General features: G+C 63.6%; 28 protein-coding genes. 16 read left to right on the top strand and 12 right to left on the bottom strand.

Annotation, left to right across the window (positions count from 1 at the left end):
• Window positions 1-67: 67 nt before the first annotated feature.
• The 3 genes from AC1RRT_RS13780 to AC1RRT_RS13790 form a co-directional block, all read right to left on the bottom strand.
• On the bottom strand, window positions 68-697 hold the full coding sequence (locus AC1RRT_RS13780; RefSeq protein ID WP_493014378.1) for a cell cycle transcriptional regulator TrcR: 630 nt from the start codon (window positions 695-697) through the stop codon (window positions 68-70).
• Between the two features lie 152 nt (window positions 698-849).
• Window positions 850-1845 carry an NAD(P)H-quinone oxidoreductase gene (locus AC1RRT_RS13785; protein ID WP_493014379.1) on the bottom strand — a complete coding sequence of 332 codons (996 nt, stop codon included), beginning with the start codon at window positions 1843-1845 and terminating at the stop codon, window positions 850-852.
• A gap of 72 nt (window positions 1846-1917) precedes the next feature.
• Window positions 1918-3123 (bottom strand): MFS transporter, encoded by a 1206-nt coding sequence (locus tag AC1RRT_RS13790; protein WP_493014380.1) that lies wholly within the window; start codon window positions 3121-3123, stop codon window positions 1918-1920.
• A 149-nt stretch (window positions 3124-3272) separates the two neighbouring features.
• On the opposite strand from AC1RRT_RS13790, the gene AC1RRT_RS13795 reads away from it, so the two are divergent.
• Window positions 3273-3449: a DUF1192 family protein gene (locus AC1RRT_RS13795; protein WP_493014381.1), complete on the top strand. Its 177-nt coding sequence runs from the start codon at window positions 3273-3275 to the stop codon at window positions 3447-3449.
• On the opposite strand, the gene AC1RRT_RS13800 is transcribed toward AC1RRT_RS13795, so the two are convergent.
• Window positions 3439-3888, bottom strand: a complete 450-nt coding sequence (locus AC1RRT_RS13800; protein WP_493014382.1) for a hypothetical protein — start codon at window positions 3886-3888, stop codon at window positions 3439-3441. The two genes, AC1RRT_RS13795 and AC1RRT_RS13800, sit on opposite strands and share 11 nt — an antisense overlap.
• Before the next feature lie 77 nt (window positions 3889-3965).
• Entirely contained in the window at window positions 3966-4598 is a 633-nt protein-coding gene (locus AC1RRT_RS13805; RefSeq protein WP_493014383.1) for a TetR/AcrR family transcriptional regulator, read from the bottom strand.
• 239 nt (window positions 4599-4837) lie between these two features.
• On the opposite strand from AC1RRT_RS13805, the gene AC1RRT_RS13810 reads away from it, so the two are divergent.
• From AC1RRT_RS13810 to AC1RRT_RS13845, 8 genes are all read left to right on the top strand, one after another.
• Window positions 4838-6151 carry an O-acetylhomoserine aminocarboxypropyltransferase gene (locus AC1RRT_RS13810; RefSeq protein WP_493014384.1) on the top strand — a complete coding sequence of 438 codons (1314 nt, stop codon included), beginning with the start codon at window positions 4838-4840 and terminating at the stop codon, window positions 6149-6151.
• Between the two features lie 11 nt (window positions 6152-6162).
• Complete coding sequence (locus tag AC1RRT_RS13815) at window positions 6163-6957, top strand: alpha/beta fold hydrolase (protein ID WP_493014385.1); 795 nt, start codon at window positions 6163-6165, stop codon at window positions 6955-6957.
• Window positions 6958-6962: 5 nt separating this feature from the next.
• A complete protein-coding gene (gene thiE, locus AC1RRT_RS13820) occupies window positions 6963-7634 on the top strand; it encodes a thiamine phosphate synthase (RefSeq protein WP_493014386.1) in 672 nt (223 codons plus the stop codon).
• A 32-nt stretch (window positions 7635-7666) separates the two neighbouring features.
• Entirely contained in the window at window positions 7667-8455 is a 789-nt protein-coding gene (locus AC1RRT_RS13825; RefSeq protein WP_493014387.1) for an inositol monophosphatase family protein, read from the top strand.
• Window positions 8456-8581: 126 nt separating this feature from the next.
• Window positions 8582-9577 (top strand): OmpA family protein, encoded by a 996-nt coding sequence (locus tag AC1RRT_RS13830; protein ID WP_493014388.1) that lies wholly within the window; start codon window positions 8582-8584, stop codon window positions 9575-9577.
• A 168-nt stretch (window positions 9578-9745) separates the two neighbouring features.
• Window positions 9746-10894, top strand: coding sequence for a flagellar motor protein MotA (locus AC1RRT_RS13835; RefSeq protein WP_493014389.1), 1149 nt, complete (start codon window positions 9746-9748; stop codon window positions 10892-10894).
• A gap of 7 nt (window positions 10895-10901) precedes the next feature.
• Entirely contained in the window at window positions 10902-11972 is a 1071-nt protein-coding gene (locus AC1RRT_RS13840) for a peptidoglycan -binding protein (protein WP_493014390.1), read from the top strand.
• A 4-nt stretch (window positions 11973-11976) separates the two neighbouring features.
• Window positions 11977-12453 carry a DUF3574 domain-containing protein gene (locus AC1RRT_RS13845; protein ID WP_493014391.1) on the top strand — a complete coding sequence of 159 codons (477 nt, stop codon included), beginning with the start codon at window positions 11977-11979 and terminating at the stop codon, window positions 12451-12453.
• A gap of 2 nt (window positions 12454-12455) precedes the next feature.
• Here AC1RRT_RS13845 and AC1RRT_RS13850 read toward each other — a convergent pair whose 3' ends face one another.
• Window positions 12456-13604: a hypothetical protein gene (locus tag AC1RRT_RS13850; protein WP_493014392.1), complete on the bottom strand. Its 1149-nt coding sequence runs from the start codon at window positions 13602-13604 to the stop codon at window positions 12456-12458.
• Window positions 13567-15369 (bottom strand): ABC transporter transmembrane domain-containing protein, encoded by a 1803-nt coding sequence (locus AC1RRT_RS13855; protein WP_493014393.1) that lies wholly within the window; start codon window positions 15367-15369, stop codon window positions 13567-13569. The genes AC1RRT_RS13850 and AC1RRT_RS13855 overlap by 38 nt, the downstream gene beginning before the upstream one ends.
• Before the next feature lie 193 nt (window positions 15370-15562).
• Between AC1RRT_RS13855 and AC1RRT_RS13860 the strand changes: the two genes are divergently transcribed.
• The 6 genes from AC1RRT_RS13860 to AC1RRT_RS13885 all read left to right on the top strand — a co-directional run bounded on the left by AC1RRT_RS13860 (window position 15563) and on the right by AC1RRT_RS13885 (window position 21028).
• Window positions 15563-16960, top strand: a complete 1398-nt coding sequence (locus AC1RRT_RS13860; RefSeq protein ID WP_493014394.1) for a S1C family serine protease — start codon at window positions 15563-15565, stop codon at window positions 16958-16960.
• A 141-nt stretch (window positions 16961-17101) separates the two neighbouring features.
• Window positions 17102-17329: a 50S ribosomal protein L31 gene (gene rpmE, locus AC1RRT_RS13865; protein ID WP_493014395.1), complete on the top strand. Its 228-nt coding sequence runs from the start codon at window positions 17102-17104 to the stop codon at window positions 17327-17329.
• Between the two features lie 196 nt (window positions 17330-17525).
• Complete coding sequence (locus AC1RRT_RS13870; RefSeq protein ID WP_493014396.1) at window positions 17526-17792, top strand: hypothetical protein; 267 nt, start codon at window positions 17526-17528, stop codon at window positions 17790-17792.
• 216 nt (window positions 17793-18008) lie between these two features.
• Complete coding sequence (locus AC1RRT_RS13875; protein WP_493014397.1) at window positions 18009-18488, top strand: Hsp20 family protein; 480 nt, start codon at window positions 18009-18011, stop codon at window positions 18486-18488.
• 136 nt (window positions 18489-18624) lie between these two features.
• Window positions 18625-19899: a DUF898 family protein gene (locus tag AC1RRT_RS13880; RefSeq protein WP_493014398.1), complete on the top strand. Its 1275-nt coding sequence runs from the start codon at window positions 18625-18627 to the stop codon at window positions 19897-19899.
• Window positions 19892-21028, top strand: coding sequence for a M48 family metallopeptidase (locus AC1RRT_RS13885; RefSeq protein WP_493014399.1), 1137 nt, complete (start codon window positions 19892-19894; stop codon window positions 21026-21028). Before AC1RRT_RS13880 ends, AC1RRT_RS13885 begins: the two co-directional genes overlap by 8 nt.
• Window positions 21029-21084: 56 nt before the next feature.
• On the opposite strand, the gene AC1RRT_RS13890 is transcribed toward AC1RRT_RS13885, so the two are convergent.
• From AC1RRT_RS13890 to AC1RRT_RS13905, 4 genes are all read right to left on the bottom strand, one after another.
• On the bottom strand, window positions 21085-22116 hold the full coding sequence (locus AC1RRT_RS13890) for a class I fructose-bisphosphate aldolase (protein ID WP_493014400.1): 1032 nt from the start codon (window positions 22114-22116) through the stop codon (window positions 21085-21087).
• Between the two features lie 89 nt (window positions 22117-22205).
• Window positions 22206-23414, bottom strand: coding sequence for a phosphoglycerate kinase (locus tag AC1RRT_RS13895; RefSeq protein ID WP_493014401.1), 1209 nt, complete (start codon window positions 23412-23414; stop codon window positions 22206-22208).
• A 13-nt stretch (window positions 23415-23427) separates the two neighbouring features.
• Window positions 23428-24432, bottom strand: coding sequence for a type I glyceraldehyde-3-phosphate dehydrogenase (gene gap, locus AC1RRT_RS13900; RefSeq protein WP_493014402.1), 1005 nt, complete (start codon window positions 24430-24432; stop codon window positions 23428-23430).
• A gap of 184 nt (window positions 24433-24616) precedes the next feature.
• Window positions 24617-25318: a TIGR02117 family protein gene (locus AC1RRT_RS13905; protein WP_493014403.1), complete on the bottom strand. Its 702-nt coding sequence runs from the start codon at window positions 25316-25318 to the stop codon at window positions 24617-24619.
• Window positions 25319-25486: 168 nt separating this feature from the next.
• Between AC1RRT_RS13905 and AC1RRT_RS13910 the strand changes: the two genes are divergently transcribed.
• Window positions 25487-26014, top strand: a complete 528-nt coding sequence (locus tag AC1RRT_RS13910) for an acyloxyacyl hydrolase (protein WP_493014404.1) — start codon at window positions 25487-25489, stop codon at window positions 26012-26014.
• Window positions 26015-26074: 60 nt separating this feature from the next.
• Here AC1RRT_RS13910 and gluQRS read toward each other — a convergent pair whose 3' ends face one another.
• Complete coding sequence (gene gluQRS, locus AC1RRT_RS13915) at window positions 26075-26953, bottom strand: tRNA glutamyl-Q(34) synthetase GluQRS (RefSeq protein ID WP_493014405.1); 879 nt, start codon at window positions 26951-26953, stop codon at window positions 26075-26077.
• Window positions 26954-26955: the final 2 nt, after the last annotated feature.

The raw sequence follows: 26955 nt of genomic DNA on the forward strand, positions 1-26955 counted from the left end.
GCCTATCGCCCGGCGTTGCCTTGACGGCAATGTGAAAAAGGCTCTGGGGATGCCAGAGCCTTTGATCTCACTCGTCGCTGGTGCCGGTCGCCGGCGCTTCCGGCGGGGCGGCGGGCGCCGCTTCGGTGCGGGCCTTGGCCCGGGCTTCGCGCGCCTCGCGCTTTTCCTTGTTGTCGCGACGCTTGGCCGCGAGGATCAGCACACGGTCGAGCTCGGTCTGGCTGCAGATGCCAAGATAGACAGGATCGCGCGGCTTGATATTGGCGTAATTCGGATGCGTGTGGTTCTTCACGCGATCGATCGTCGCCTTGGTGGTGCCGAGCAGCTTCTGGATCTGCGCAGTCGGCACTTCCGGATGATACTTGAGCAGCCAGGCGATGGCGTCGGGGCGATCCTGGCGCTTGGAGACCGGGGTGTACTTCGCGCCCTTGGTCTTCTGGCGCATCAGCGGCACGCTCGGTGCCAGCAGGCGCAGGTCGGCGGAGGCATCGCCTTCGCAACGCTCGATCTCGCCCGGCGCGAGCTGACCGTTGCCGACCGGGTCGAGGCCAACGATGCCGACCGCCACTTCGCCGTCGGCAATACCCTTCACTTCCAGAGGATGCAGGCCGCAGAACCGGCCGATCTGGTCGAAAGTCAGCTTCGTGTTGTCGATCAGCCACACGGCAGTGGCTTTCGGCATCAACGGCAACGCCATGGTTAAATCCTCATTGGTCCGGGCGGTCGCGCCCGATTCAGCAAAAGATCAGGGCGACCCGTCCCGCGGGGCTTTGTAAGAAATCGCGCGACAATATAGTGCATCGGCTTGCCGGTGCAACCGCCCGATGCCACCTAAGTTATTGTTTTTAATTAGATCGTTAGCAAAACTTTGCCGACATGGTCGCCATGGTCGATCCGGGCATGGGCCTGGGCGGCCTGGTCCAGGGGGAAGCGGCTGTCAATGATGGCCTTCAGACGGCCATCGGCGAAGGCCGGCCAGACTTTCTCCTCCAGGGCCCGGGCGATGGCACCCTTGAAGGCCACCGGGCGGGGACGCAGTGTCGAGCCGGTAACGGTCAGGCGTTTGCGCATCAGCACGCTCAGGTCGCCTTCGCCCTTGGGCCCGCCCTGCACGGCGATGATCACCAGCCGGCCTTCCTCGGCCAGGCTCTTCACATTGGGGGCGAAATACTTGCCGCCGACCATGTCGAGGATGACGTCGACGCCCTTGCCGTCAGTGAGTTCGCCGATGCGGGTGGCGAAATCTTCGGTTTTGTAGTTGATCGCCTTTTCGGCGCCAATGCTTTCGCAGAAGCGGCATTTCTCGTCGGTGCCAGCGGTGGCGAAGATGCGTTTCGCACCCAACAGTTTCGCCAATTGGATCGCAGCGACGCCGATGCCCGACGCGCCGCCATGAATCAGGATGGTTTCACCGGCTTTGAGTTGGCCGCGATCAGCGATGTTGGTCCACACGGTGAACCAGTTCTCCGGCAGCGCAGCCGCCTCGGCCATGTCGAGACCTTTGGGCACCGGCAGGCATTGCTCGGCCGGCGCGATGCAGTAGGTGGCATAGCCGCCGCCAGCCACCAGCGCACAGACCTGGTCGCCCAGCTTCCATCTCTGAACGCCCGCTCCAACAGCGGCGATCTCGCCCGCCACTTCCAGGCCTGGGAAGTCCGGCGCGCCGGGCGGCGGCGGATACATGCCGGCGCGCTGCAGCACGTCGGGGCGATTCACGCCGGCGGCCGCAACCTTGATCAAAACCTCGCCGGCCGCCACTTGCGGCAGCGGACGCTGCCCAGGTTTCAGCACCTCGGGTCCGCCAGGCTGGCTGATCTCGATCACGGTCATCTGCTGCGGCAACATGGCGAGTCCTCTTTTTTGCTGGCGTCATCTAACGGCGATGCTGCCGCGCCGTCGAGTCCTCGGTGCGCAGGTTTACCGCTTACCCGGCCGAAACTCGGTAGCGAAGAACAATAGCGATAGCAGCGGCAGCGTCACGCCGGTGGCCATGGTGCCGAGCCAGCCGCCATGGGTATAGGTGGCGCTGGCCAGTACCGAGCCGGCGGCGCCGCCGAAAAAGAAACTGGCGATGAACAGGCCGTTCAGGCGGCTGCGGATTTCCGGCGCCTGCGAGAACAGCGCCCGCTGGCCGGGTACGAGGTTGGCCTGTACGCCGAAATCCAGCATCACGCCGGCAATCGCCAGCAGCGGCAGCGAGTGCCATTCTGCGGCGAACCAGGCCAGCGGGAAGCTGAGCAGCACCAGCGTCATGGCGAAGCCAGTGGAGAAGCGGATCCAGCCGCGATCGGCCCAGCGTCCGGCAATCGGCGCGGCGATTGCGCCGGCCGCACCCGACAACGCGAAGAGCGCAATGCCCTGTTGGCTCAGTCCGAACTGCGGGCCAGCGAGCAATAGCGGGACTGATGTCCAGAACAGGCTGAAGGCCGCGAACAGCGGGATGTGATAGGCGGTGCGCCGCTGCAGCACGGCGTTGGTGCGCAGCAGTCCGATCATCGAACGCAGGATCGCGCCATACGAAAGATGCGTGGAAGGCAGACGCTTTGGCAGCAGCAACGCCATCAGCAGCGCGAGCAGCAGCATGACGGCGGCCATGATCTCGAACACGGCACGCCAGCCGAACAGATCGGTCAGCGTACTCGACAGCGGGCGCGCCAGCAGAATGCCCAGCATCAGACCTGCCATGATGTTGCCGATCACCTGGCCACGCCGCTGATCAGGGGCGAGTTGCGCCGCGAAAGCGACCAGTAGCTGCGCACCGACGGATGTCAGGCCGATGAGGAACGCGGCGGTGAGAAACGGCAATGGATGGGTGGTGAAGGCCATGCCGGTCAGCGCGATGGCTGCCGCGATCATGGTGACCAGCACCAATCTGCGGTTTTCCAGTTTGTCGCCCAGCGGCGCGATCAGCAGCAGCGCCAGGCCATAGCCGATCTGCGTCACGGTGACGACGAAACCGGCCAGGGTGTCGCTCAGGCCAATGTCGGGTGCAATCAGGCCGATCAGCGGCTGGGCGTAATACAGGTTGGCGGCGGTGAGGCCGGTGCCGGCCGCGAAAATGAACGTCAGGAAGCCGGTCATGGCCACGGGCCTGACCTGGGCAGACAATGCGGAGTCGGTCATTGGGGAGGCTTTTTTATAAAGGGGAGGTCGCCCATAAGTAGGGCGGCACAGGGGTTCTGTATATCCAGTTCCTGCCGGTCAAGACTGTGATCGGCGACAAGAAAGCCTTAAACTGTGTGGACCTTCATGACGCAGTATGGGAGGACGGCATGGACTGGGATGAAGCACAATCGCGCAAGCCGGCGCCGCCCAAATTCGATGTCATGTCGATCGAGGACCTGGAAAGCCGCATCGCCGATCTGGAAGCCGAGATCGTCACCATCCGTGGTGTGATCAAGCAAAAGCAGGCCGCGCGCGGGACGGCCGATACCTTTTTCAAGAAATAGGTTTTTCCGGCGCGCGCACATGCGCCGGCATCAGATCTTCGCTGGCCGCATCGGCCCAGCGCAGGGCGACGCGACAGGTTGTGACGCCTGGTTCGGCCTGGCTCTGCAGTACGATGAACTGGCCGCCGGCCGCCTTGGCCACCGCGCGGTCGTATTCCATCATCCGCCAACAGGCCGCCGTTTGTCCGCTGCCGCGCAGCGGGCAGGGCGTCTCGATCCGGGCATAGACGGTATCTGTGGTGACCCGCTCGACCGGGACCTGTTTGGCGGCCGGAAAGCCGCGCTGCCAGGCCAGCCCCAGTCCGGGCAGGTCGATGGCAGGCCCGATCCGCTTGGCGCCAATGGCCCGGGCGGCCAGCAGGCGCGACCAGGTAAAACTCAGGAGCCTGAGCCCGCTGCGCCGGGCCAGTGCAGCCGAGATGACCAGCAGCATGGCCATGCCGCGACGGATCATGATTTTCCGAATGGGGTTCATAATAATGACATATGACATATATTGTCATATGTCAAAGCCGGTCAGCGTGCGCGGACAGTTCTCATGATCATGTCGACGGCCGCCGTGGCCCGATCCCGCCATACGCTTTTATCCAACCCAGCGGCCAGACGGGGGTCGTGGAAACGGCTCATCAGGTCGTCGATGGCCAGGGCCAGTTTCTCGGCCGGCTCGGCCCGGAAGGCGCCTGCGGTGCTGCCTTCGGCCAGCAGGCCGGTGAGATGACGACGGATGTGATTGCGATGCTGCAGCAGGATCGCGCCCAGGTGCAGCACCACTTCATCCAGCACCTCGATCAGGCAGGGATCGCTTAAGTAACGTCGCGTGCATTCGGCGTCGGCAAGCAGAAAAGCCTGCAGCCGCGCGGCCGGGCTACGTCCATGGTCGCGCGCGATGGCAGCCAGCAGGGTTTCGTCCTCGGCCAGCCAGCGGGTTGCTAGGGCGGCCACGATGGCCCGCTTGTTCGGGTAGTAGCGATAGACCGCCGTGCGGGCGATGCCGGCTTCGGCGGCGATGTCTTCGATACGGGTTCGCTTGCCGCCCAGGCGCCGGAAACAGGTCAGCGCGGCGTCCAGCAGCCGGTCCTGTACGGGGCCGGTCAGGCCTTCAGGAGCCGCCTCGGGCGGGGGCTGTGACACGACGGCGGGATTTGTCATGGGCTGACCATACAGGAAGCCCGCCACTTCATGAAATCTTAAGTGGGCCCGGCCATACTGGCCTCAGTCGGATTTAGTCCCGGTCATAGTTTCCTCCCTGTTGTTGATGACTTTGCAGGCCGCCGGCCCGTCCGGCGGCCTCTTTTTTCGTATTTGGCGGTTTCCGGGGGGCTGGCTTGACTTCACTCCGGCGCACATGGATTAAGGACCCGGACAGATAACAATCCCGGGAGGCCGCCATGCTGGAAGCGAAATTCCTGCGGTTCGATACCCTCAGTCTGCATGCGGGCCAGCAGCCTGATCCGGTCACTGGCGCACGCGCCGTGCCGATCTACCAGACCACCTCCTACGTTTTTCGCGATGCCGACCATGCGGCCGCGCTGTTCAACCTCGAACGCGGCGGTCATATCTATTCTCGCATCTCCAATCCCACCGTTGCGGTGCTGGAAGAGCGTCTGGCTGCGCTGGAAGGCGGCGTCGGTGCGGTCTGCACCAGTTCGGGCCAGGCGGCGCTGCATCTCGCCATCGCCACGCTGATGGGGCAGGGCGGCCATATCGTCGCCTCGCGCAACATCTATGGTGGCAGCTACAACATTCTCGTCCATACGCTGCCGCGCTTCGGCATCACGACGACCTTCGTCGATCCGCGCGACATGAATGCATGGAAGGCCGCGATCAGGCCGGAGACGCGGCTGGTGTTCGGCGAGATTCTCGGCAATCCGGGCCTGGAAGTGCTCGACGTGCCGGCTGTCGCGAAGATCGCGCATGACGAGGGCTTGCCGCTGATGCTCGATTGCACGTTTGCCACGCCGTACCTGTTCAAGGGCTTTGAGCATGGCGCGGATCTGGTCATGCATTCGGCGACCAAGTTCCTTGGTGGGCATGGCGTCGCCATCGGCGGCGCGCTGATCGATTCCGGCCGCTTCGACTGGGAGGCCTCGGGCAAGTTCCCGACGCTGACCGAGCCTTATGCCGGCTATCACGGCCTCGATTTCGCCGAAGAGTTCGGCCCGGCGGCCTTCATCATGCGGGCGCGGGCCGAGGGTCTGCGCGATTTCGGCGCCTGCATGTCGCCGACCAATGCTTTCCACCTGCTGCAGGGCGTGGAGACGCTGCCGCTGCGCATGGCGCGCCATGTCGAGAACAGCCGCAAGGTGGTGGCTTTCCTGAAAAGCCATCCGGCTGTCGCCTGGGTTTCGTATCCGGAGCTGGCGGAGCATCCCGATCATGCGCTGGCGAAGACGCTGCTGCCCAAGGGCTGCGGCGCGGTCTTCTCCTTTGGCGTGAAGGGCGGGCGCGAGGCCGGTCGCGTGCTGATCGAGGCGCTGCAGGTCTTCTCGCATCTGGCCAATGTCGGCGATGCCAAGTCGCTGGTGATCCATCCGGCCAGCACCACGCATCAGCAGATGTCAGCTGTCGAACTGAAAGCCGCTGGCATCGGCGAGGAGCTGGTGCGGCTGTCGGTCGGTCTGGAAGACAGCCAGGACCTGATCGACGATTTGAACCAGGCACTGCGCGCGGCTCAGAAGGCCGCGAAAGCGGCGGCGGAATAAGGTGCGCACCGATGTGGCTTGATGTAGCGGGCAAGAAGGTTTTCGCTGCCACCGGTGGCAAGGATTTCGACAAGACCAAGCCCAGCGTCGTGTTCATTCACGGCAATGCCTGCGATCATACGATCTGGGCGCTGCAGACGCGTTGGTTCGCCTATCACGGCTATGGTGTGCTGGCGATCGACCTGCCGGGCAACGGCCGCTCGGAAGGCGAGATGCCCGACAGCGTCGGCGCCTTCGCCGACTGGATCCCGCAGCTGCTGGATGCGGCCGGTGTGCAGCAGGCGGCTCTGGTGGGTCATTCGATGGGTGCGCTGATCTCACTGGAAGCTGCTGCACGCCATCCGTCGCGCGTCAGCAAGATTTCGCTGCTCGGCTTTGGCTATCCGATGACGGTCAATCCGGACCTGCAGGCGCTGGCCGACAGCGGGGCCTACACGGCCGTGGAACTGATGAATGACTGGATGATCGCCAAGAAGAACCAGATGGGCGGCAACAAAGTGCCGGGTTCGTATCTGCTGGGCGGCAGCATCCGTCTAATCGACCGTGCGCCGCGCAATGTGCTGGCGCTGGGCTTCCGTGTCTGCAACGGCTATGACAACGGCAAGCAGGCGGTCGCGGCCGTCAATCTTCCGGCCCAGATCATTGCCGGCGAGCGCGACCAGATGACGCCGCTGCGCGCCGCTCGCGGCTGGGCCAAGGAATTCAAGCAGGGACGCATCGACGTGCTGCCGGGCTGCGGCCATATGATGATGGGCGAGCGTCCCGACGAAACGCTGGATGCCCTGAAAAGCTTTATTGCCGGTTGAGTGGAATGACCAAAACACCAAAGAACACATCGTCCGTGCAGCGCCTGTATCTGATCACCCCGCCGGTGATCGAACCCAAGGTCTTTGCCGAGGATCTGAAGAAGGCGTTGGATGCCGGCGATGTCGCCTGCCTGCAGCTGCGGCTGAAGGATGGTGAGCAGACGGCGGGCGACCATGCCTTCCGCCATGCGGCGGAAGCGCTGCTGCCTGTGTGTCATCAGTATGATGTCGCCTTGCTCATAAACGATCGGCCGGATCTGGCGATCAAGCTGGGCGCCGATGGCGTGCATGTCGGTCAGGAAGACGCGCCCTATGAGGAGGCACGCCGCATCCTGGGGCCGGATCGCATCGTCGGCGTAACCTGTCACAATTCACGGCATCTGGCGATGGAGGCCGGCGAGGCCGGAGCCGATTACGTCGCCTTCGGTGCCTTCTATGCCACCGAGACCAAGCAGCCCAAGACCCGGGCCGAGCCCGAACTGCTGGAATGGTGGTCCGGACTGTTTGAAATCCCCTGTGTCGCCATCGGCGGCATCACGGTGGAGAACTGCGCGCCGTTAATCGAGGCCGGGGCTGACTTCCTGGCGGTTTCGGCGGGCGTCTGGCGCCATCGGGAAGGCCCGGCGGCGGCTGTGAAAGCCTTTAATGGAGCGATTGCCAAGCACGGGAACCGCTGATAGGTTCCGCGCCTTTCCGAAAGAGCTTTCCCATGGCCCTGCGATCCGCCCTGATCAATGCGATGGCGAACGCCGCGCGTAAAGCGCAGCGCAGCCTGACCCGCGATTTCAACGAAGTCGAGCACCTGCAGGTCTCGAAGAAGGGTCCGGCTGACTTCGTGTCCGCCGCCGACCGCAAGGCCGAGAAGATTCTGCAGCAGGAGCTGGCCAAGGCGCGGCCTGAATTCGGCTTCGTCATGGAAGAGGGCGGCCGCATCGAGGCCAAGGACGGCAAGAGCTTCTGGATCATCGATCCGCTCGACGGCACCACCAATTTCCTGCACGGCATTCCGCATTTCGCCATCTCCATCGGCGTGCAGCGCGAGGATGAACTGATTGCCGGCATCGTGCTCGATGTCGTGCGCGATGAACTCTTCTGGGCCGAGAAGGGCGCGGGCGCCTATGTGAACGAGCGCCGCATCCGCGTGTCGGCGCGTCGCAAGCTGCCCGAGGCCGTGTTCGGCACCGGCATTCCCTTCCACGGCAAGCCGGGCCACGCGCCTTTCCTGAAGGAAGTCGGCACCGTGATGGCCGAGGTTGCCGGTATCCGCCGTATGGGCGCCGCCGCGCTGGACCTCGCCTATGTGGCCGCGGGCCGCTTCGACGGCTTCTGGGAAACCGGCCTGCAGCCCTGGGATATGGCGGCCGGCATCGTGTTGGTGCGTGAAGCTGGCGGCACCGTCACCGATTTCACTGGCGGCGAGAAGATGCTGGAGACCGGCCGGATCGTTGCTGCCAATGATGTGCTGCACGGCCCGCTCAGCAAGCTGATCAAGGCCTGACCGGTCCGGTCGGCCGGACCATTCCCAACCCCGTGAAATACCCCTTCGGGGTGTACTGCCGGGTTGTCGGACTCGCCCGCCTCCGCTATCGTTCCCGCCATCTCTGGGGTTAGGGGGAATAATTCGATGGCCGCCAAGCCGGTTCCGCTTTCGCTTGCTGCCGTCTCGCTGGCTCTGGGTCTGGCTGTGCCTGTTCAGGCGCAGACCGTGATCGGCAGCGGCAACGTCCAGATCAATCTTCAGGCTCTCGATCAGCTCGGCGGCAGCCGTAGCATGGCTGCGCCCGGCGGCGCGCCGTTGCTCGGTGCGACCGGCGCGCGCGGCGCTGCTGCGACCACGGCCCGTCGGCTGCCCGTCGAACCGTCTGGCCCGCAGCCGCTGCTCGGCGAGACCGGCCGTCAGGCCGTGGCGGCCAAGCCGCGCAAGCCCCAGGCCCGTCAGGCCGTTGCGGCCGCCGCCAAGGTGCCTGCCGCCAAGACTGAAACGCCGCCGGCTGCTGTTGCCGCTGCGCCAGCGCCTGCTCCTGTCCCTGTTCCCGCTCCTGCGGTTCCGGTCATGCCGCAGGCCGCTGCGCCGGGTGCGCCATTGCCAGTGATGCCAGCTCCGCAGGCTGCTGCACCGGCTCTGACTCCTGCTCCGACGCCCGCGCCCGTACCCCAGGCTGCAGCGCCCGTGCCTGCTCCGACACCGGTTCCTGCGCCCGCACCGGCCCCACCGCCGGTTGCCGCTGCGCCGCCTGCGCCTGCCCCGGCTCCGCAGCAGATGGCCGCAGCACCGGTCGCGCCGCGTCCGGCGCCTGCGCCCAGCACCGTGCCGGGCGGCGTCACCACCATTGCCTTCGCCTCCGGTCAAGGCGACCTGCCCGCCAACCTGGCGGGGCTCGATGCGCTGGCCCAGCAGTATGTCGCCGGCGAAGACCGACTGCAGATCCGCGCCTATGCGGCCAACAGCGCCGGCGATGGCGGCAGCGGCGCGCGCCGCCTGTCGCTCACCCGCGCACTGGCCGTGCGGCAGTATCTGATCGACAAGGGCATCCGCTCGACGCGCATCGACGTCCGTGCCCTGGGCGCGCCCAGCGACGGCTCGCCGGATCGGGTCGAAGTCTCATCGGTCGGCCGCTAGGCCATCCTGAAAACCAGTTTCGTCACCATCCTGCGGTTGATCCGGCTGTTCAGCCTGGGCGATCATGGCAGGGCAGGGTTTTGATTCGCGGTGAGTGGCCGATTTCCGCGCTGAACGCCGTGAAAATGCCGTATTCCATCGATACGGCAAATGCGGAAAGGTGATTGCATGACCAAGCCGGGCCGTTTCCTGTTTCGCATGATGCTGTTCCTCGTCGCCGTCGGCGTCGTGATCGCGCTGCTGCACAACACGTTGCTGCGCGCCTTCATGGCCAATCTGGCGCTGAACAGCCTGATCGTCTTCGTGCTGGTGGTGGGCATCCTTTATTCCTTCCGTCAGGTCTGGATGATCGGTCAGGAAGCCAGCTGGGTCGAAGCCTGGCAGCAGGCGCAGCGCGGCACCGGCGCAGGCAAGATCGGTGAGCCTTCCAACCTTCTGGCGCCGCTGTCGCGTATGTTGGCCAATCGCGGCCCGCGCAGTTCGGTATCGGCGGCGGCGACGCGCGCGCTGCTGGATTCCGTGGGTTCGCGTCTGGATGAATCACGCGACATCTCGCGCTACTTCATCGGGCTGATGGTGTTCCTGGGCCTGCTCGGCACCTTCTGGGGCCTGCTCGAAACCATCAATGGCGTCAGCGATACCATCAATGGCCTGTCGCTCAATGCCAGTGAAGACATCAATGTGATGTTCAGCAAACTGAAGGGCGGCTTGGAAGCGCCGCTGACCGGCATGGGTCTGGCCTTCTCGGCCTCCATGTTGGGCCTCGCCGGTTCGCTGGTGCTGGGCTTCCTCGACCTGCAGGCCGGCCAGGCGCAGAACCGCTTTTACAACGATCTGGAAGAATGGCTGGCCGGCTTCACCCGCGTCGGCGGCGGCGCGGTGATGGAAGGCGACCAGTCGGTGCCGGCCTATGTGCAGGCGCTGCTCGAGCAGACGGCCGACAGCCTGGACAACCTTCAACGTACAATGGCTCGCTCGGAAGACAATCGCGGCCAGAGCGGCGCCGCGCTGCTGCAATTGAACGAGAAGCTGAGCCTGCTGACCGAGCAGATGCGGGCCGAGCAGGGTCTGCTGCTCAAGCTGACCGAACACCAGATTGAGATGAAGCCGATCATGGCCAAGCTGGCGCAGGGCACTGAAAGCGGCGGCTTCGATTCCGCCAGCCGCGGCCATCTGCGCAACATCGACATCCTGCTCAGCCGCCTGCTCGATGATGCGGCCCAGGGCCGCGCCAAGCTGGTCGACGAGATGCGCTCGGAGATCAAGCTGCTGTCGCGCACGATTGCCGCCTCCGCCGACACCCAGCGTCGGAGCTGATTGAGCCATGGCGCTCAGCCGCAGGCGCAACGATCACCAGAGCGCGGGTCCATGGCCCGGCTATGTCGATGTCCTGTCGACACTTCTGATGGTCATCGTCTTCGTGTTGGCGGTCTTCATGCTGGTGCAGTTCTTCCTCGCCAATGCGATTTCCGGCCGCGACAAGGCAATCGATGGCCTGCGCAGCGAACTGGCGGGCTTGGTCGACCAGCTCTCGCTGGAGAAGCGCAACAACGCCCAGCTCCGGCTCGACCTGTCGAGCCTGCAGGCCACATTGACCAGCGCCAATGCGGAGCGCGACCAGCTTGCTGCCGTGCTGGCCGACAGCCAGGCGCGCGCCGACGAAGCCGACAAGAAGCTGGCCGAGCAGCAGCAGATCGTGGTCGACCTGCAGGGCAAGCTGGTGTCGAGCACCGGTCAGCTGGACCAGGAAAAGCGTCTGACCAGCGAGGCGCGCAGCCAGGTCGATCTGCTGAACCGACAGCTGCTGGCCCTGCGTGAGCAGATGGCGCAGATCGAGCGTATCCTCAAGGAAAGCGAAGAGAAGGATAAGGCCAATCAGGCGCAGGTCAGCGATCTGGGCCGCCGCTTGAATGCCGCGCTGGCGCGCAAGGTCGACGAACTGACCAACTATCGTTCGGAGTTCTTTGGCCGCCTGCGTCAGGCGCTGGGCAACCGGCGCGACATCCAGATCGTCGGCGATCGCTTCGTGTTTCAGTCTGAAGTGCTGTTCGATTCCGGTTCGGCCGAACTGAAGCCTGAGGGCCGCGAGCAGATCGGCAAGCTGGCCAGGACGCTGATCGAGATCAGCAGCAAGATTCCGGGTGACCTGCCCTGGGTGCTGCGCGTCGACGGTCATACCGACAAGCAGCCGATCAATACAGCGCAGTTCCCCTCCAATTGGGAACTGTCGGCCGCGCGCGCCATTTCGGTGGTGAAGTTCCTGGCGAGCCAGGGCGTTCCGGTTGAACGTCTGGCTGCGACGGGGTTTGGCGAATTCCAGCCGCTGGATGCGCGCGAAGACCAGACCGCTTTCCGCCGCAACCGACGCATCGAGTTGAAGCTGACCGAAAGATAGTCCGATGTTCGAGGAAGCCTTCCTGAAAGTCGGCGAACGCCTGGGCGCGCTGCAGGCCAAGGCGATCTTCGCACTGGCGGCCGCTATTCTGGCGCTGGCAGTGACTGTCGCCGGCGGCATTTATGTCTGGCTGTCGCCGTTGGCGCTCTGCCGCCAGCAGACCTCGCAGCTTTATTTCGGCACCCATATCAATGAGAACGGCAATGTCGCCCATGTCGATGCGGCGGAATGGAAGGGTTTTGTCGAAAGCGCAATCATCTCGCGCTTTCCCGACGGCTTCACCGTGCATGACGGTCACGGCTTCTATCGTTCAACCCGGGACGGCAACACGGTGCGCGAGCCGGCCTATATCCTGACCGTCGCCCATCACGGCAGCCGCGAGAGCAACAGCAGGCTGCACGATATCATCGTCGACTACAAAAGCCGGTTCCGCCAGGAGAGTGTGCTGCGCGTCGACCAGTGCAGCGCCTTCCGACTCTAGCCTCAACCTTCCGTCTCGCGCAGCTGCGCGGCATCCAGCTGGCAATCCAGGATCGTCGGCTGGAAGATCGCGCCAATCAGCAGGCGGCCGTCATGCTGCACGGCTGCACTGGCGCCTGACAGCAGTGTGCCAGGATCGCCGAAGGCTTGCGCCGTCCGCACGATGCCGCGCGGATCACGGCTCAGGCGCAGCACCATGCTGGGGCTCTGCTTCTCGGCGTTCATGGCGTGGCCGATGAAGGCGAAGGCGTTGGGGTGGGCAGCGACCCAGAGATCGCCGTTGCCGTCGCGGCGGATATTGTCGGCGCCGCCGGGCAGAGCCAGGCTGCCGCTGCGCAGCAACATGCCACTGCTGGGCTCTCGGGTGAAGGCGAGTACCATGCGCCACAGGGTCGAGCCGACCAGCACCGTGCCGCCATCGGCCGTCACCTCGATGCCATTGGCCATGGCGATGCCATCGGCCACCACGCGCGCGCCACGGCCATCGTGATAGACGACGGTGGAGCGCGCCAGCTGCAGCAGGTTCTCCACCATGTGCATCCAGCGCGGGCCGGTGCCGCGGTCATTGGTCAGATAGAAGGCTTCCGGACCGGTGGCGGCGATGCCATTGGGATGCACGAACAGGTCGCTGGACACGCTGCCGCGATGCCGCAGGACCGGTGCCGTGCCGGCACCGACCACATGCACGGTGAAGATTTCCACCGTATGCTTCTCGGCGCTGCGATGGTTGATCACCTGCAGGAACATCTGACCGTCGGCGGCGGCGAACAGGCTGAGGCCATGCGGATGGAAGGGCATGGCGGGCGGCGTGTCGATCTTGACGAAGCGCCCGGGACGGCTACCGAGATCATAGAGATACAGCGCGCCCTGCGCCGTGCGATCGCGACGATCCTGACTCGAGACGATGACGCCGCTGCCGCCCGGCAGCATGGCCATGTCCTCGGGGCCCGGTGGCGCGTCGACGGCGAGGCACTGGCCGGCCGTGAAGGCATCGGCGCTGCGAAATGCGCCGCCGATCCAGACGGTATAACCGATATAGGCGACCAGGCCGGCCAGCGCGAATTTCCACCAGAAGCGCAGCAGGCGGCCTGGCAGCGGTTTCTCGTCGCGACGTCTACGCGGCATCGGCAGTTCCATCCGCATCTGGGCCATGCATGAACTGCAGGCGGGCGAGGCGGGCATAGAGGCCATCCTCGGCCATCAGCGTATCGTGGCGGCCAGCGGCGACGATGCGGCCATTGTCCATGACAACGATGCGATCGGCCTTCTGCACGGTGGCCAGGCGATGCGCGATCACCAGCGTGGTGCGGCCCTGCATCAGGCGCTCCAGCGCCGTCTGCACCTTGCGTTCGGATTCCGCGTCCAGCGAGGAGGTCGCCTCGTCCAGTAGCAGCACCGGCGGATCGCGCAGCAGCGCGCGCGCAATGGCGATGCGCTGGCGCTGGCCGCCCGACAACCGCACGCCGCGTTCACCCAGGTAAGTGTCGTACCCCTGCGGCAGCCCCTGGATGAAGCCATGGGCTGCGGCGGCCTCGGCGGCGGCCTGCACGTCGGCATCGCTGGCTTCCGGTCGGCCGTAGCGGATGTTTTCGGCCACGCTGGCGCCGAAGATCACCGGCTCCTGCGCGACCAGGCCGATATGGCGGCGCAGCGCCACCGGATCGAGCTGGGTGATGTCGATGCCGTCAAAGCGGATCTTGCCGGCATCGGGATCGTAGAAGCGCAACAGCAACTGGAACAGCGTGGTTTTGCCCGCGCCGGACGGTCCGACGATGGCGACGGTTTCGCCAGCGTTGATGTCGAGGCTGAGGCCGTCCAGTGCCGGAGTTTGCGGCCGTGCGGGATAGTGGAAACGCACGGCGTCGAATTGCAGCCGGCCTGACGGCAAGGCGGGCAAGTGTTGCGGATTGGCAGGTGCCTGAATACCCGGCTCGGTGGCCAGCAGCTGCATGAGGCGTTCCCCGGCACCGGCTGCGCGCTGTACGTCGCCCCAGATTTCCGACAGCGCACCCACCGAGGACGCGCCGATGATCGCATAGAAGACAAAGGCGCTGAGTTCGCCGCCCGACATCTCGCCGGCGAACACGGCCTTGCCGCCGATCCACATCACGGCATTCACTGCGCCGAAGACCAGCAACATCACCAGCGCAGTGAGCCAGGCTCGCGCCCGGATGCGGCGGGCAGCCGTAGCGAAGGCGGCTTCAGTGTTGGCCGAAAAGCGGGCGCTCTCGCGGCTTTCGTAGGTATAGGCCTGCACGGTGGTGACGGCGTTCAGCGTTTCGCCGGCCTGGGCCGAGAGATCTGCGATGCGGTCCTGACTTTCACGCGACAGCTTACGCAGACGGCGGCCTAGAATGATGATCGGCAGGACCACCAGCGGAATCACCAGCGCCACCAGCATGGTCAGGCGCGGCGAGGTGATCACCAGCAGCACGGCGCTGCCCAGGAACAGCAGCAGGTTGCGCAGCGCCACCGAGATCGACGAGCCGATCAGCGACTGGATCAGCTCGGTATCGGTGGTCAGGCGCGACAGCACTTCGCCGGTGCGGGTCGATTCAAAGAACGCCGGGCTCAGCTTCAGCACATGGGCATAGACGGCGCGGCGGATATCGGCCACCACGCGTTCGCCCAGCCAGGTGACGCAGTAGAAGCGCGCAAAGGTGGCGACCGCGAGAACCGCCACCACACCGAAGAGGGCGCCGAAATAGAGATCAAGATAAGTGCCATTGCCATGGCCGAAGCCGACATCGATCACACGGCGGATCGCCTGGCCTATGCCCAGCACGGCACCGGCCGCGACAATAAGCGCGACGACGGCACCGATGGCCATCCAGCGATAGGGCGCGACGAAACGGAAAACCGGTCCCAGCGCATTCAGGTTGGCGCGCTTGGGGTCGGACGTGGCGGAGGACGACATCGATTCTGCGCTTTGCTTGAGATACCAGTCGGTTATAGACGGCGCTTCCCCGCGTCACAACGCGAGTGCCGAACCGCCGCGCAGCCTTGTGACGGGCCGCAGGCGCATGCACTTGTATGATCTTGATATGATCTTTTAAATTTCCACTTATGTTCTATTATGCCAGCATTCACCGTAGCAGCAGGGGCATGCAATGCACCGGTTTTCCTTCGTTGCCGCACTTAGTCTCATGATCGTGGGCTGTTCACCCAGCACGCCACCAGGCGAACTACCTGTTATCGGAGCAAGGCCGGTTACCCTCGCAAGCGGTGAAATCGTGCAGCCAATGGCTTTCGCTGCGAATGGAGGTGGTTCCCAACCTCTGTTGCAGCTGACGCGCATCCAGTTTGATGTTCCGCGTGGGAAGGAAATCGGTGTCGCTACCGGTTATGGTCCATGCCACGACATCAAGCGCGGCGCGGTCTATCACACTGGCGGCAGGAATGTGGATCGTCCCCGCGAATGGCAGGACACTTTTCGAAAAGTGATGAGTGGTCATGGCTATCGCGTGCCGAACGAGACTGGCCGGCTTTTCCAGGAGGCGGAGGATAACGGTTCGGATATCCAGGTCGGCGCAAGCATTGTCGATTTTCATCTCGAAAGCCGCTTGAACTGCGATCGGTTCGCCGAAAAGACGGTTGGCCTGCGCGCAACGGCAAGGATGACCATAGATTGGCAGATTTACGATCCGGTGCGGCGGACCATCATTGGACAATGGGTCGGCGAAGGGCTGTATCACAGCGAGGTTGTGCTGCCGGTTGACGCTGGCGTACCGATGCAGCTGGTGTTTGCCGATGCCTTGAATCGCCTCGCGGCGGACCCACAATTCCGCACTCTGGTTATGCGGCGCGGCGAAACGCTGACAGGATCGCGCGCCCCGGTTTCATCGGTCACGCGTCGCGGCCTGCTGCGGGAGAAGCTTTTCGATCAGCCTATCGCGCAACGGATCGATCATATCCGCAATGCAACGGTGCTGATCGAGAACAGCGGCGGACATGGATCCGGTTTCCTGGTGTCTGCAGATGGCCTGATTGTGACGAACAGCCATGTCGTCGGCGCCGAACGGTTTGTACGGGTACGGATGCTGTCAGGGCAGATTGTAGCAGGTGAAGTGCTGCAGCGGCATGGCGCGCGCGACGTCGCGCTAATAAAGATCGAAGGTGATCGACATCCCGCTTTGCCGATCCGAGAGGCGCCAGCCAAGGTGACTGAAGAGGTCTATGCCGTCGGTGCGCCGCAATCCAAACAGCTTGGCTGGACGGTGACGCGGGGTGTGATCAGCGCTTACCGTCCCGCGCGTCCGCCGGTCCAACTGCATGACCTGATCCAGGCTGATGTCGCTATCCATGGTGGCAACAGTGGTGGGCCGCTGCTGGACCGCCAAGGTAACCTAGTGGGAATTGCGGTGCTGGGTTGGGCCGGCGACGAGAACAAGCTGAACACCAGTCTGAACGGGTTTATCCCCATCCTGGACGGGCTCGATAAACTCGGACTCGATCTCGTCGATCCGGCCGAGTTCGAGCGCCGCCGCAAGGTCGCTGCTAACCGGTAGATAACATACTGTTATATATATATTTTCTTTAACGTCTCGGCGGCCCGGTCTTCAGGCTTGCAGGGGGGGCTGGTTCTGGTTATAACGCCGGCCCATTGAGGAATTTGCGGGCTTTCCGTGCGGAGGCCCAGGAGAACTGTCATGAAGGCCGAGATTCATCCCGACTACCACGAGATCAAGGTGCAGATGACGGACGGCACCGTCTACACCACCCGTTCGACCTGGGGTAAGCCCGGCGATACCCTGATGCTCGACATTGATTCGACCTCACATCCGGCCTGGACCGGCGGCCCGGCCCGCCTGAACGAGGCTGGCGGTCAGGTGGCCAAGTTCAAGAAGAAGTTCGGCAGCTTCGGCCTGAAGAAGTAAGCCGTATCCTGATTTTTGCCGGATTTCGATCCGGCCTGAAGGCGGCCCGGGTTTCCCGAGGCCGCCTTTTTCGTATCTGCGGTTTTCCGGGGCGCCGGCCTCATATTTGAGGAACCCCCATATTTCATTAACCATGGAGGCCTTACGCCTATAGGCTGATCAAGCGCGAAACCAACATCCCGATAACAGCGCATCCATGGCCCAAGTTTATCAATCTGCCTCGATCAAGCTCGGCGACGAGATCATTACAGTGATCTATGTCTCCTATTCGGCTATCGCCACCGACGAGATGGCGGGGCGGTCGCTCGCCTCCATGAAACCGCTGTTTAAGAATTCCACCCTGGTCCTGGCCGCCCAGGGCCCCAGCCTGGCCCCGGAATTCGTTGGCCCCAAGCATGTGGTCGATATCCTGCGCGGCCGCTCGCTGAGCGATTTCAAGTGGTATCCGATCTCTATCGGGTAATTGTGCGCCACCCCAGAAAGTCCTGGGCGGTTTTCCGGCCTGAAAATTCCATTCCACCATCCTCTTGAACGGTGTCGGCGCGCTTCCTACCTCTGCGTCGTGCCGGATGCTCAAGGATGAGGTCCGGCCGTCACGGCGGCCCGGCGCTATCGCGGGAATGCCTCCTGCCTCTGGGCGGGCCGCGCAAACGACTCATCGCTTGAAGGAGGATGACTCATGCGTGCTTTCGATCTTTCCCCCCTGCTGCGTTCCAGTGTCGGTTTCGATCATGTGAACCGGCTGTTCGAGTTGGCCAACCGCGTCGACGAGGCGGCGACCAGCTATCCCCCGTACAATATCGAGAAGCGCGGCGAAGACGCCTACCGCATCACCATGGCGGTGGCCGGCTTCGGCCAGGACGAACTCGATGTGACGGCGAAGGAAAACAGCCTGATCGTCACCGGCAAGGCGAGCGAACAGCCATCGGCTGAAGGCGAGCAGATTTCCTACCTGCATCGCGGTATCGCACGCCGGGCCTTCGAGCGCCGTTTCGAGCTGGCCGATACCGTGAAGGTGATCGGCGCCGAGCTGAAGGACGGCCTGCTGCATATCGCGCTCAAGCGCGAGGTGCCGGAAGCCAAGAAGCCGCGCCAGATCCAGATCAACACTGCTGCGAATAGCGGTACGGTGATCGAGGCGCAGCCCAAGGCGGCCTAACCGTCCCGCAGTCATCATCGTCTATAGAAATCTACAGAAGCCCGGACGGGAAACCGTCCGGGCTTTTCTTCTTGTCTGGGCGGTATTTCCCACGGAATATATTGGCATTCGAGTGGTGGGATTCTGGGGGGCTGGCATGACAGGCGGTGTGGAGTCCCTTCCGCGGATAGCGGAAGGTGAGTGGGTTGATTCGGTTTCTTCTTCCACATCTGCCACGCAGATGCTTCGGTACCAGGGGCAGGCCGGGCTAGCCTGGCTGTTGATCAAGAATGCTTTGCTGAATCTGGTTACTCTGGGTCTGTACCGATTCTGGGCGCGTACGGCCCTGCGTCGCTATTTCTGGTCTGCCGTCAGCATCGATAACGATCCGCTGGAATATACCGGGCGAGGCAGCGAACTGTTTGTCGGCTTTCTCGTGGTCATGGCGGTCTTCGTGCCAATTACCATCGTCTACTCTGCCGCCCAGGCTTTTTTGCTTGGGAATGAAACAGCGCTCAATACGCTCAGTGTTTTTTATATCGTTGCCCTTACGCTGCTGATTGCGGCCGGACAATACCGTGCCCGCCGGTATCGCCTGTCGCGCACGGTATGGCGCGGTATCCGGGGGGCGCAGGATGGATCAACCTGGGTTTATGTTGGCCGTTATACCGTATGGTCCGTTATTTTTCTGCTGACGCTAGGGCTGAGCGCCCCCTGGGCTTCGGAGAATCTTGCCCGCTATCGCATCGAGCACAGCCTGTGGGGCGATCAACGTGGTCGATTTGACGGCATGGCGAAAGTCTTGTTGTCGCCCTGGCTGGTCGTCTGGGCGACGTATGCCGTGCCGATTTTGGTTCTGCTGGCGATCAGCGTGAGGGGGGCCATCAGCAATGAATTCAGCATCGATAACGACTTCGGGGAATTGATTACGGCGGCAACACGCGACTTTTCAGTCAGCGCCCGGATCGCCATCGCCACTCTGGTGCTCTTGCCATGGCTGCTGTTGCCGATTGCATATATCTATTTCAGCTTCCGGTGGCTGCGCTGGTATGTGGGTGGGACCAGCATCGGATTTCTTCATTTGTCTGCGACATTCCGGGCCGGTCGACTGACCTGGCGTATCGCCCTCAGTTATCTGCTGGCGCTGCTTGTCTTAATTGGCATTGTTGTCGCCCTTGGTTTTGCAATGGGTTTCCCGAAGGAAGCGCCCAGCACCGGAAAAGTCGTTGCCTTGATCGCCGTCATGCTCGTGATTTACATGTCCAGCGGCCTGCTCAATACGTTGCTGGTGCATGTGCCAGTCCTGCGCCGAATCATTGATGGCATATCGGTATCTGGCCTGGAGCGTCTGGGGGATGTCCGGCAGTCGGCCATGCGACTCGACAGATCGGGTGAGGGGTTGGCCGACAGCTTCGATATCGGAATTGGCTGAGCTGAACGTGATGCAGGGCATCTGGAATGACGGTCAGACGGCCTCCTCGCGCAGGGTGGAGATTGATATCAATGCGCGCGCGCTGCATATCTTGGCAGAAGACGGCACGCTGGTCGCGCGCTGGCCGTGCGATCAGGTGCGTCTGGGGTCGATGGCGCCCGATGGAAGTTTCCGCCTGCGGCTCGACGATGGTTCACTCGCGCGTCTGCGGCTGGGGATGGAACATCGTGCCGCGGTAGAGGTTAGTTGCGGCAATCTCAGAAAGCGTGATCTGAATGATGGCTGGCGCCTTCGTCCTGTCCTGACCTGGGCAGTGGCGGCGGTGATCGGGTTTGCCCTTAGCCTGTTTGTCTTGATTCCATGGGCGGCTGATATCGTTGCCGAGAATATACCGGTTGAGTCGGAACGGCAGTTCGGGATGCAGACCCAACAGGCGGTCCATCAATGGCTGGGTATTGGCCGCAAAGCCGAAGATGGCCCGCTGGTCTGTAACACCAGCGCCGGCCAGGTGGCCCTGGACCAGATTGTCACGCGGCTGACCGCAGCCCAGCCTGTGCGGGTGCCGTTGACAGTGGAAGTGCTGAATATTCCGCTGGTCAACGCCTTTGCGCTACCGGGCGGGTATATCATTGTGACGCGCGGCCTCCTCGAGTTTGTGGAAGGGGAAGGCGAGTTGACCGGCGCGCTTGCGCATGAGATCGGCCATATAGAGGCGCGGCATAATGTTTCGGACATGGTGAAGCGCGGTGCCGCGGGGTTTCTAATCGGACTGTTCTTTGGAGATGCGGTTGGAGGTTTTGCCTCGGTGGGCATGGCTGAAGGCTTGATGAATGCGGTTTATACTCGTGACATGGAGGGGCAGGCAGATCAGCTGGCCATTCACCGGCTTCAGCGCGCCGACGTCGATCCTGCCGGCGCGCAGCCTTTCTTTGCCCGCCTGGCCGAGATGGAAAAAGGCGATCTGAACAGGCTGTTCGCCATTGTCAGTTCCCATCCGGCCCTCGCAGATCGCGCCACCGCCTTCGCCGCCGCCGCACGGCCGGCAGCGCCAGTCCTGACAAAGGCACAGTGGCAGTCCCTGAAAGACATCTGCGGTGTCCACAGGACGCCAGCACCGGCCCGGAAATGAAAACGGCCCCGGTAGAGATACCGGGGCCGTCGTCGTCTGCGGAATGATGAGGTTGCTTAAGCGGCCTTGAATTCGCTTTCAAGCTTGGCTTCGTACTTGCCTAGCGCGGCCAGGCCATTCAGGCGGGCGCGATGCAGATAGCCCTTCTGCGCGTTCGGCACGTTGGCGGCCTTGCCGCCCCAGAGCTTCAGCGGGAAGGCCTGCAGAGCGCGGCCGTAGGAGAAGGTCAGCGCCCAAGGCAGGTTCGGATGGCGGGCGTTCATGGCGCCCAGATGCGCCGAGGCCAGCTCGTCGGACTGGCCGCCCGAGAGGAAAGCGATGCCCGGCACGGCCGATGGCACGCAGCGCTTGAGCACCTGCACGGTGGCATCGGCGACTTCGTCGATGCTTGCCACCTTCTTGCACTGCTCGCCCTGGATCACCATGCCCGGCTTCAGGATGATGCCTTCCAGCTGTACATTGTGAATGGCAAGGTATTCGAACACCGTATGGAGGGTGCGCTCGCTGGCGGCGAAGCTGGTGGCCAGATCATGGTCGCCATCCATCAGGATTTCCGGCTCGACGATCGGCACGATGTTGTTGGCCTGGCAGATGCCGGCATAGCGCGCCAGCGCCTCGGCATTGGCAACCAGGGCCTGGCGGCTCGGCTTGCCGTTGGCGATGTTCAGCACCGCGCGCCACTTGGCGAAGCGGGCGCCGAGCTGGTGGTATTCGGCCATGCGCTTGGACAGGCCATCCAGGCCTTCGGTGATCTTTTCGCCATCGCTGCCGACCAGCGTCTGCACGCCCTTGTCGACCTTGATGCCGGGGATGACCCCGCGCTTGTTCAGGATGTCGACCAGCGGCGTGCCGTCCTTGGCCTTCTGACGCAGCGTCTCGTCATAGAGGATAACGCCGGAGATGTACTTTTCGGCGCCCTCGGTGGTGAACAGCATCTCGCGATAGTCGCGACGGTTCTCTTCCGTCGACGGCACGTTGATGCTGGAGAGGCGCTTTTCGATCGTGCTGGTGCTTTCGTCGGCGGCGAGGATGCCCTTGCCCGGCGCAACCATGCCCACGGCGATCTTGTTGAGTTCCTTGAGGTTCATTGTGTCAGCTCCCGATACGTCTGAATTTCAGGTCGTTTAAACGAAAAAACCCGGCCCCGTTGTTCTCAGGGCCGGATTTTATCATGCAATCACTTGGCGGCTACCGTGGTCGACAGTGCGGCCACGCCCGGCAGCGGCTTGCCTTCCAGCCATTCCAGGAAGGCGCCGCCGGCGGTGGAAACATAGGAAAACTCCTCGGCCACGCCGGCATGGCGGAGCGCCGCGACGGTGTCGCCGCCGCCAGCCACGCTGAGCAGGCGGCCCGATGCCGTGAGTGCCGCTGCGGTACGCGCCACCGTCACGGTGCCGGCATCGAAGGGCGGCGTTTCAAAAGCGCCGAGCGGGCCATTCCAGACCAATGTTTTGCAATCGGCCAGGATGGTGCCCAGGCGGGCCGCGGCCACCGGGCCGATATCCAGGATCATCTGGTCGGCCGGCACGCGTTCGGCCGGGACCACCTTGCTGGGGGCGCCCTGCCGGAATTCGCGCGCGACCACCACGTCATCGGGCAGGATGATGGCGCAGCCGCGCGTCACGGCATCGCGCAGGATGTCGCGGGCGGTGTCGGCGAGGTTCTTCTCGCACAGGCTGGAACCGACTTCACGGCCCTGGGCGAACAGGAAGGTGTTCGCCATGCCGCCGCCGATGATGATCTTGTCGACCTTGCCTAGCAGGTTGCCCAGCAGCTCCAGCTTGGTCGAAACCTTGGCGCCGCCGATCACGGCGGCGACCGGCTTCTCCGGCTTTTCCAGGGCGGCCTGCAGATGCTTCAGCTCCACTTCCATGTTGCGGCCGGCATAGGCTGGCAGCAGATGCGCCAATGCCTCGGTCGAGACATGGGCGCGATGGGCGCAGGAGAAGGCATCGTTGACATAAATGTCGCCCAGCGCCGCCATTTCTTTGGCCAATGCCGGATCGTTCTTCTCTTCGCCTGCATGGAAGCGGGTATTCTCCAGCAGCACGACGCCGCCGGCCTTCAGTCTGGTGATCGCCTCCTTCGCCTTGTCACCGACGCAGTCTTCGGCAAAGGGGATCGAGGAGCCGAGCGCGGTGGCGAGTGCGGCCGCCACCGGCTTGAGCGACATTTCCGGCACCGGCTTGCCGTCGGGCCGACCGAAATGCGACAGCACGACAACCTTGGCTCCCTTGCGCGACAGTTCGTGCAGGGTGGGCAGGATGCGGCTGATGCGCAGATCGTCGGTGATCTTGCCATCCTTCATCGGGACGTTCAGATCGACGCGGACCAGCACGGTCTTGCCGGTGACATTTACGTCATCGAGAGTGCGGAACTCCGGCATGCTTAGCGGCCGCTCAGAGCTTGGCCATCGCCACCGCAGTGTCCGACATGCGGTTGGAGAAGCCCCACTCGTTGTCGTACCACGACAGCACGCGCACCAGATTGCCTTCCATCACCGTGGTCTGCTTCAGGTCGAAGGTCGAGCTGGCCGGGCTGTGGTTGAAGTCGCTGGAGACCAGCGGCTGGTCGTTGATGTCGAGGATGCCCTTGAGCTGGTTGCCCGCGGCGCGCTTGACCGCTTCGTTGATCTCTTCGACCGTGGTGTTCTTCTTGGCGATGAACTTGAAGTCGATCAGCGACACGTTCGGGGTCGGCACGCGGATCGACGAGCCGTCCAGCTTGCCTTTCAGATGGGGCAGCACCAGGCCGACGGCCTTGGCGGCGCCGGTGGTGGTCGGGATCATCGACAGCGCCGCGGCGCGGCCGCGGTAGAGATCCTTGTGCATGGTGTCCAGCGTCGGCTGGTCGCCGGTATAGGCGTGGATCGTGGTCATGTAGCCCTTCTCAATGCCGACAGCGGCGTCGAGCACGAAGGCGACAGGGGCCAGGCAGTTGGTGGTGCACGAGGCGTTCGAAACGATGGTGTGCTCGGGCTTGAGCTGGTCGTGGTTCACGCCGTAGACGACGGTGAGGTCGGCATTGGTCGCGGGCGCGGAGACCAGTACCTTGCGGGCGCCGGCGGTCAGATGCAGCGCGGCCTTTTCCTTGTCGGTGAAGATGCCGGTGCATTCCAGCGCGATGTCGACCTTCAGCTCTTTCCATGGCAGCTTGGCCGGGTCGCGCTCGGCGCTGACCTTGATCGGGCCGCGGCCCACATCGATGCTGTCACCGTTGACGGTGACCTTGCCGTTGAAGCGGCCGTGCACGCTGTCATAGCGGAACAGGTGGGCGTTGGTTTCCACCGGACCCAGGTCGTTGATGCCGACCACTTCGATATCCGTGCGGCCGCTTTCGATAATCGCGCGCAGCACATTGCGGCCGATGCGGCCGAAACCGTTAATCGCAACCCGAACCGTCATTTTCCTGATCTCCGTGGGATGGCGTGACGAGGGGCGGGCGGGGTGCCCGCGACCGCTCTTTTTTCGGGGCCGGGTTTACCGTTTTTGACGCTGAGTCGCAAGGCGAGCACGGCTTGATCACGGGGCAAAAACCCATCCGAAATAGGCAAAATCGGGTGTCGTTGAGAAGTGTGACAGTTTGATGTCAAGGCCGGCTCCGCATCAGGCCAAAGGGTAGGGGCGTCCACCAGCCCGTGGGGAGCCCGGCAGCGCGTAAACCGGCCCCGATCCACTCGTTGCAGGTGCGGAAGGGACTGTAGCGGCCGCTGGCCTCGTAAAAGGCATCCTCGGCGCCGAAACCGGCCTCGGGAATCTGGCGCGGCCGGCCGTCCGGCCCCGGGCTGAAGCCGGCCCGGATATAGGCGACGAGGGCGTGGTACTGCAGCGAATCGACCTCCAGCCGGCGCACGCGGTGGCGGGTCTGGGGCGATTCGATGTCGGGCTGGTCAATCCGCATGACATGCATGGCGGCGGGGCCCCGGCCCAGAAGGGCGGCGGCGGCAAGGTCGGGCCGGAAATCCACCGGCCGCCGGGTGTTCAGATAGAAGTCCCGGTCACCCCAGCCGAATGCGATATAGTGCCGGGCCTCGACCCCACCGTCGGTTGCCGAGCCTTGATCGGATGCCAACCAGTCGTTCCAGTCGGTACCATCCTGCCGCAGCGGCAGGGCGACCCAGACATGCCAGCCGTTGGATACCAGATAGATCGGCACCTTCGGTTGGTCGGGCAGGGGATCACGATGTGACGCCGGCAACAGCCCCAGTCCCAGCACGGCCAGGGCGTAAAGGGCAGGCACCGCGAGAACGATCAGGCTGAACAGGGCGGCGAGGCGGCGGAAGAAACGCATGGCAGTCTTTTGCCTTGGAAATGTGGCGAGAATTCAGCATGCCCGGCGGTCCGGCCTTGACGGATAACCCCTTGGCGATGCGACGATTCTCTGGCTAGTATGACCGTGGAAGAGGATAATTTTGCCAGGTTCGGATCAATCCGGCCGGCCAGACGGGGGATGTGGATTATGCGTCATTCTGTGTGCTTGCAGCTCGCGGCCGGCATCTTTGTGGCCGCGCTGATGGTGTTTTCTTCGTCCGCAGTTCAGGCGGGTGAGGGCAGCGGTGATCCGTCCTTCCTGACCTTCACCGCCGGCTATCATGATTTTCACGACGATCACGACGCCTTCGAGGGCCGGATCGAATATCGCCATGGCGAGAAGTTCTGGATCTTCAAGCCGCTGATCGGCGTGATGGGGACCAGCGAAGGTGCCCTGTACGGTTATGCCGGTGTGCTGGTCGATATCTATCTCGGCCGCCGCTGGGTGCTGACGCCCAGCTTTGCGCCGGGCGCCTATCACAAGGGCGATGATGGCAAGGATCTGGGCGGCGCCATCGAATTCAAGTCGCAGCTCGAACTGAGCTACCGCTTCGACAACCGGTCGCGGCTTGGCATCGGCATCAGCCACATGTCGAATGCCAGTATCTATGACCGCAATCCTGGCACCGAAACGGCCTTCATCACCTATTCGCTGCCGCTGGGTGGCGTGAAGTAATCTTCTCGGCATCTGCCGACGATCAGGGCGTGCCGTAGACCGGCGCGCCTTTTTTTATTTTCAGGTGAAAGCTGCCGGATCAAGGCCGGCCTGACGCCAGACCGCATCAGGGCTGAGGCCGCTGCCGCGCATCGCGCGAAGGCTGGGCGCGTTCTTGCGCTTGGCCAGCCGTTCGCCACTGTCATCGGTCAGCAGTGCATGATGTGCATAGGTCGGCACCGGCCAGCCAAACAGCGCCTGCAGCAGCCGGTGCAGATGCGTGGCGGCGAACAGGTCCTCGCCGCGCGTGACCAGCGTAATGCTCTGCAGTGCGTCGTCATGACTGACGCAAAGGTGATAGCTGGCCGGGGTCTCCTTGCGGGCCAGCACCACATCGCCAAAGCCGTTGATCAGCAACTCCGGCGTCACCATCTGCTCGCCGGCGGTTTCGTCCTGCCAGGTCAGTGGCCAGCGTCCAGCGCGGCGACAGGCAGCCTGCATGTCCAACCGCAGAGCATAGGCCGCGCCGGCCGCCATACGCGCCTCTCGCTCGGCTGGTGAAAGATGCCGGCAGGTGCCGGGATAGACCGCGCCCTCGAAACCATGCGGCGCCTGGCCCGCTGCATTGATCTCGGCCTGGATCTGCTTGCGCGTGCAGAAACAGGGATAAAGCAGGTTGTCTGTCCGCAACTGATCGAGTGCCCTGGCGTAGTCGTCAAAATGCTGGGACTGTCGACGGACCGGCTGTTCCCAGCGCAGGCCCAGCCAGGCCAGGTCTTGCAGGATCGCCTCGGTGAATTCCGGCCGGCAGCGCGTGCCGTCGATATCCTCGATGCGCAGCAGGAAGCGTCCGCCCGCCTGTTGCGCGCGCAGGAAGGCAATGCCGGCGGCATAGGCGTGACCAAGATGCAGATGGCCGGTCGGGCTTGGCGCACAGCGCGTAACGATGTCAGACTGCATGC

Source organism: Ferrovibrio sp. GW821-FHT12B10 (genome assembly GCF_058807515.1).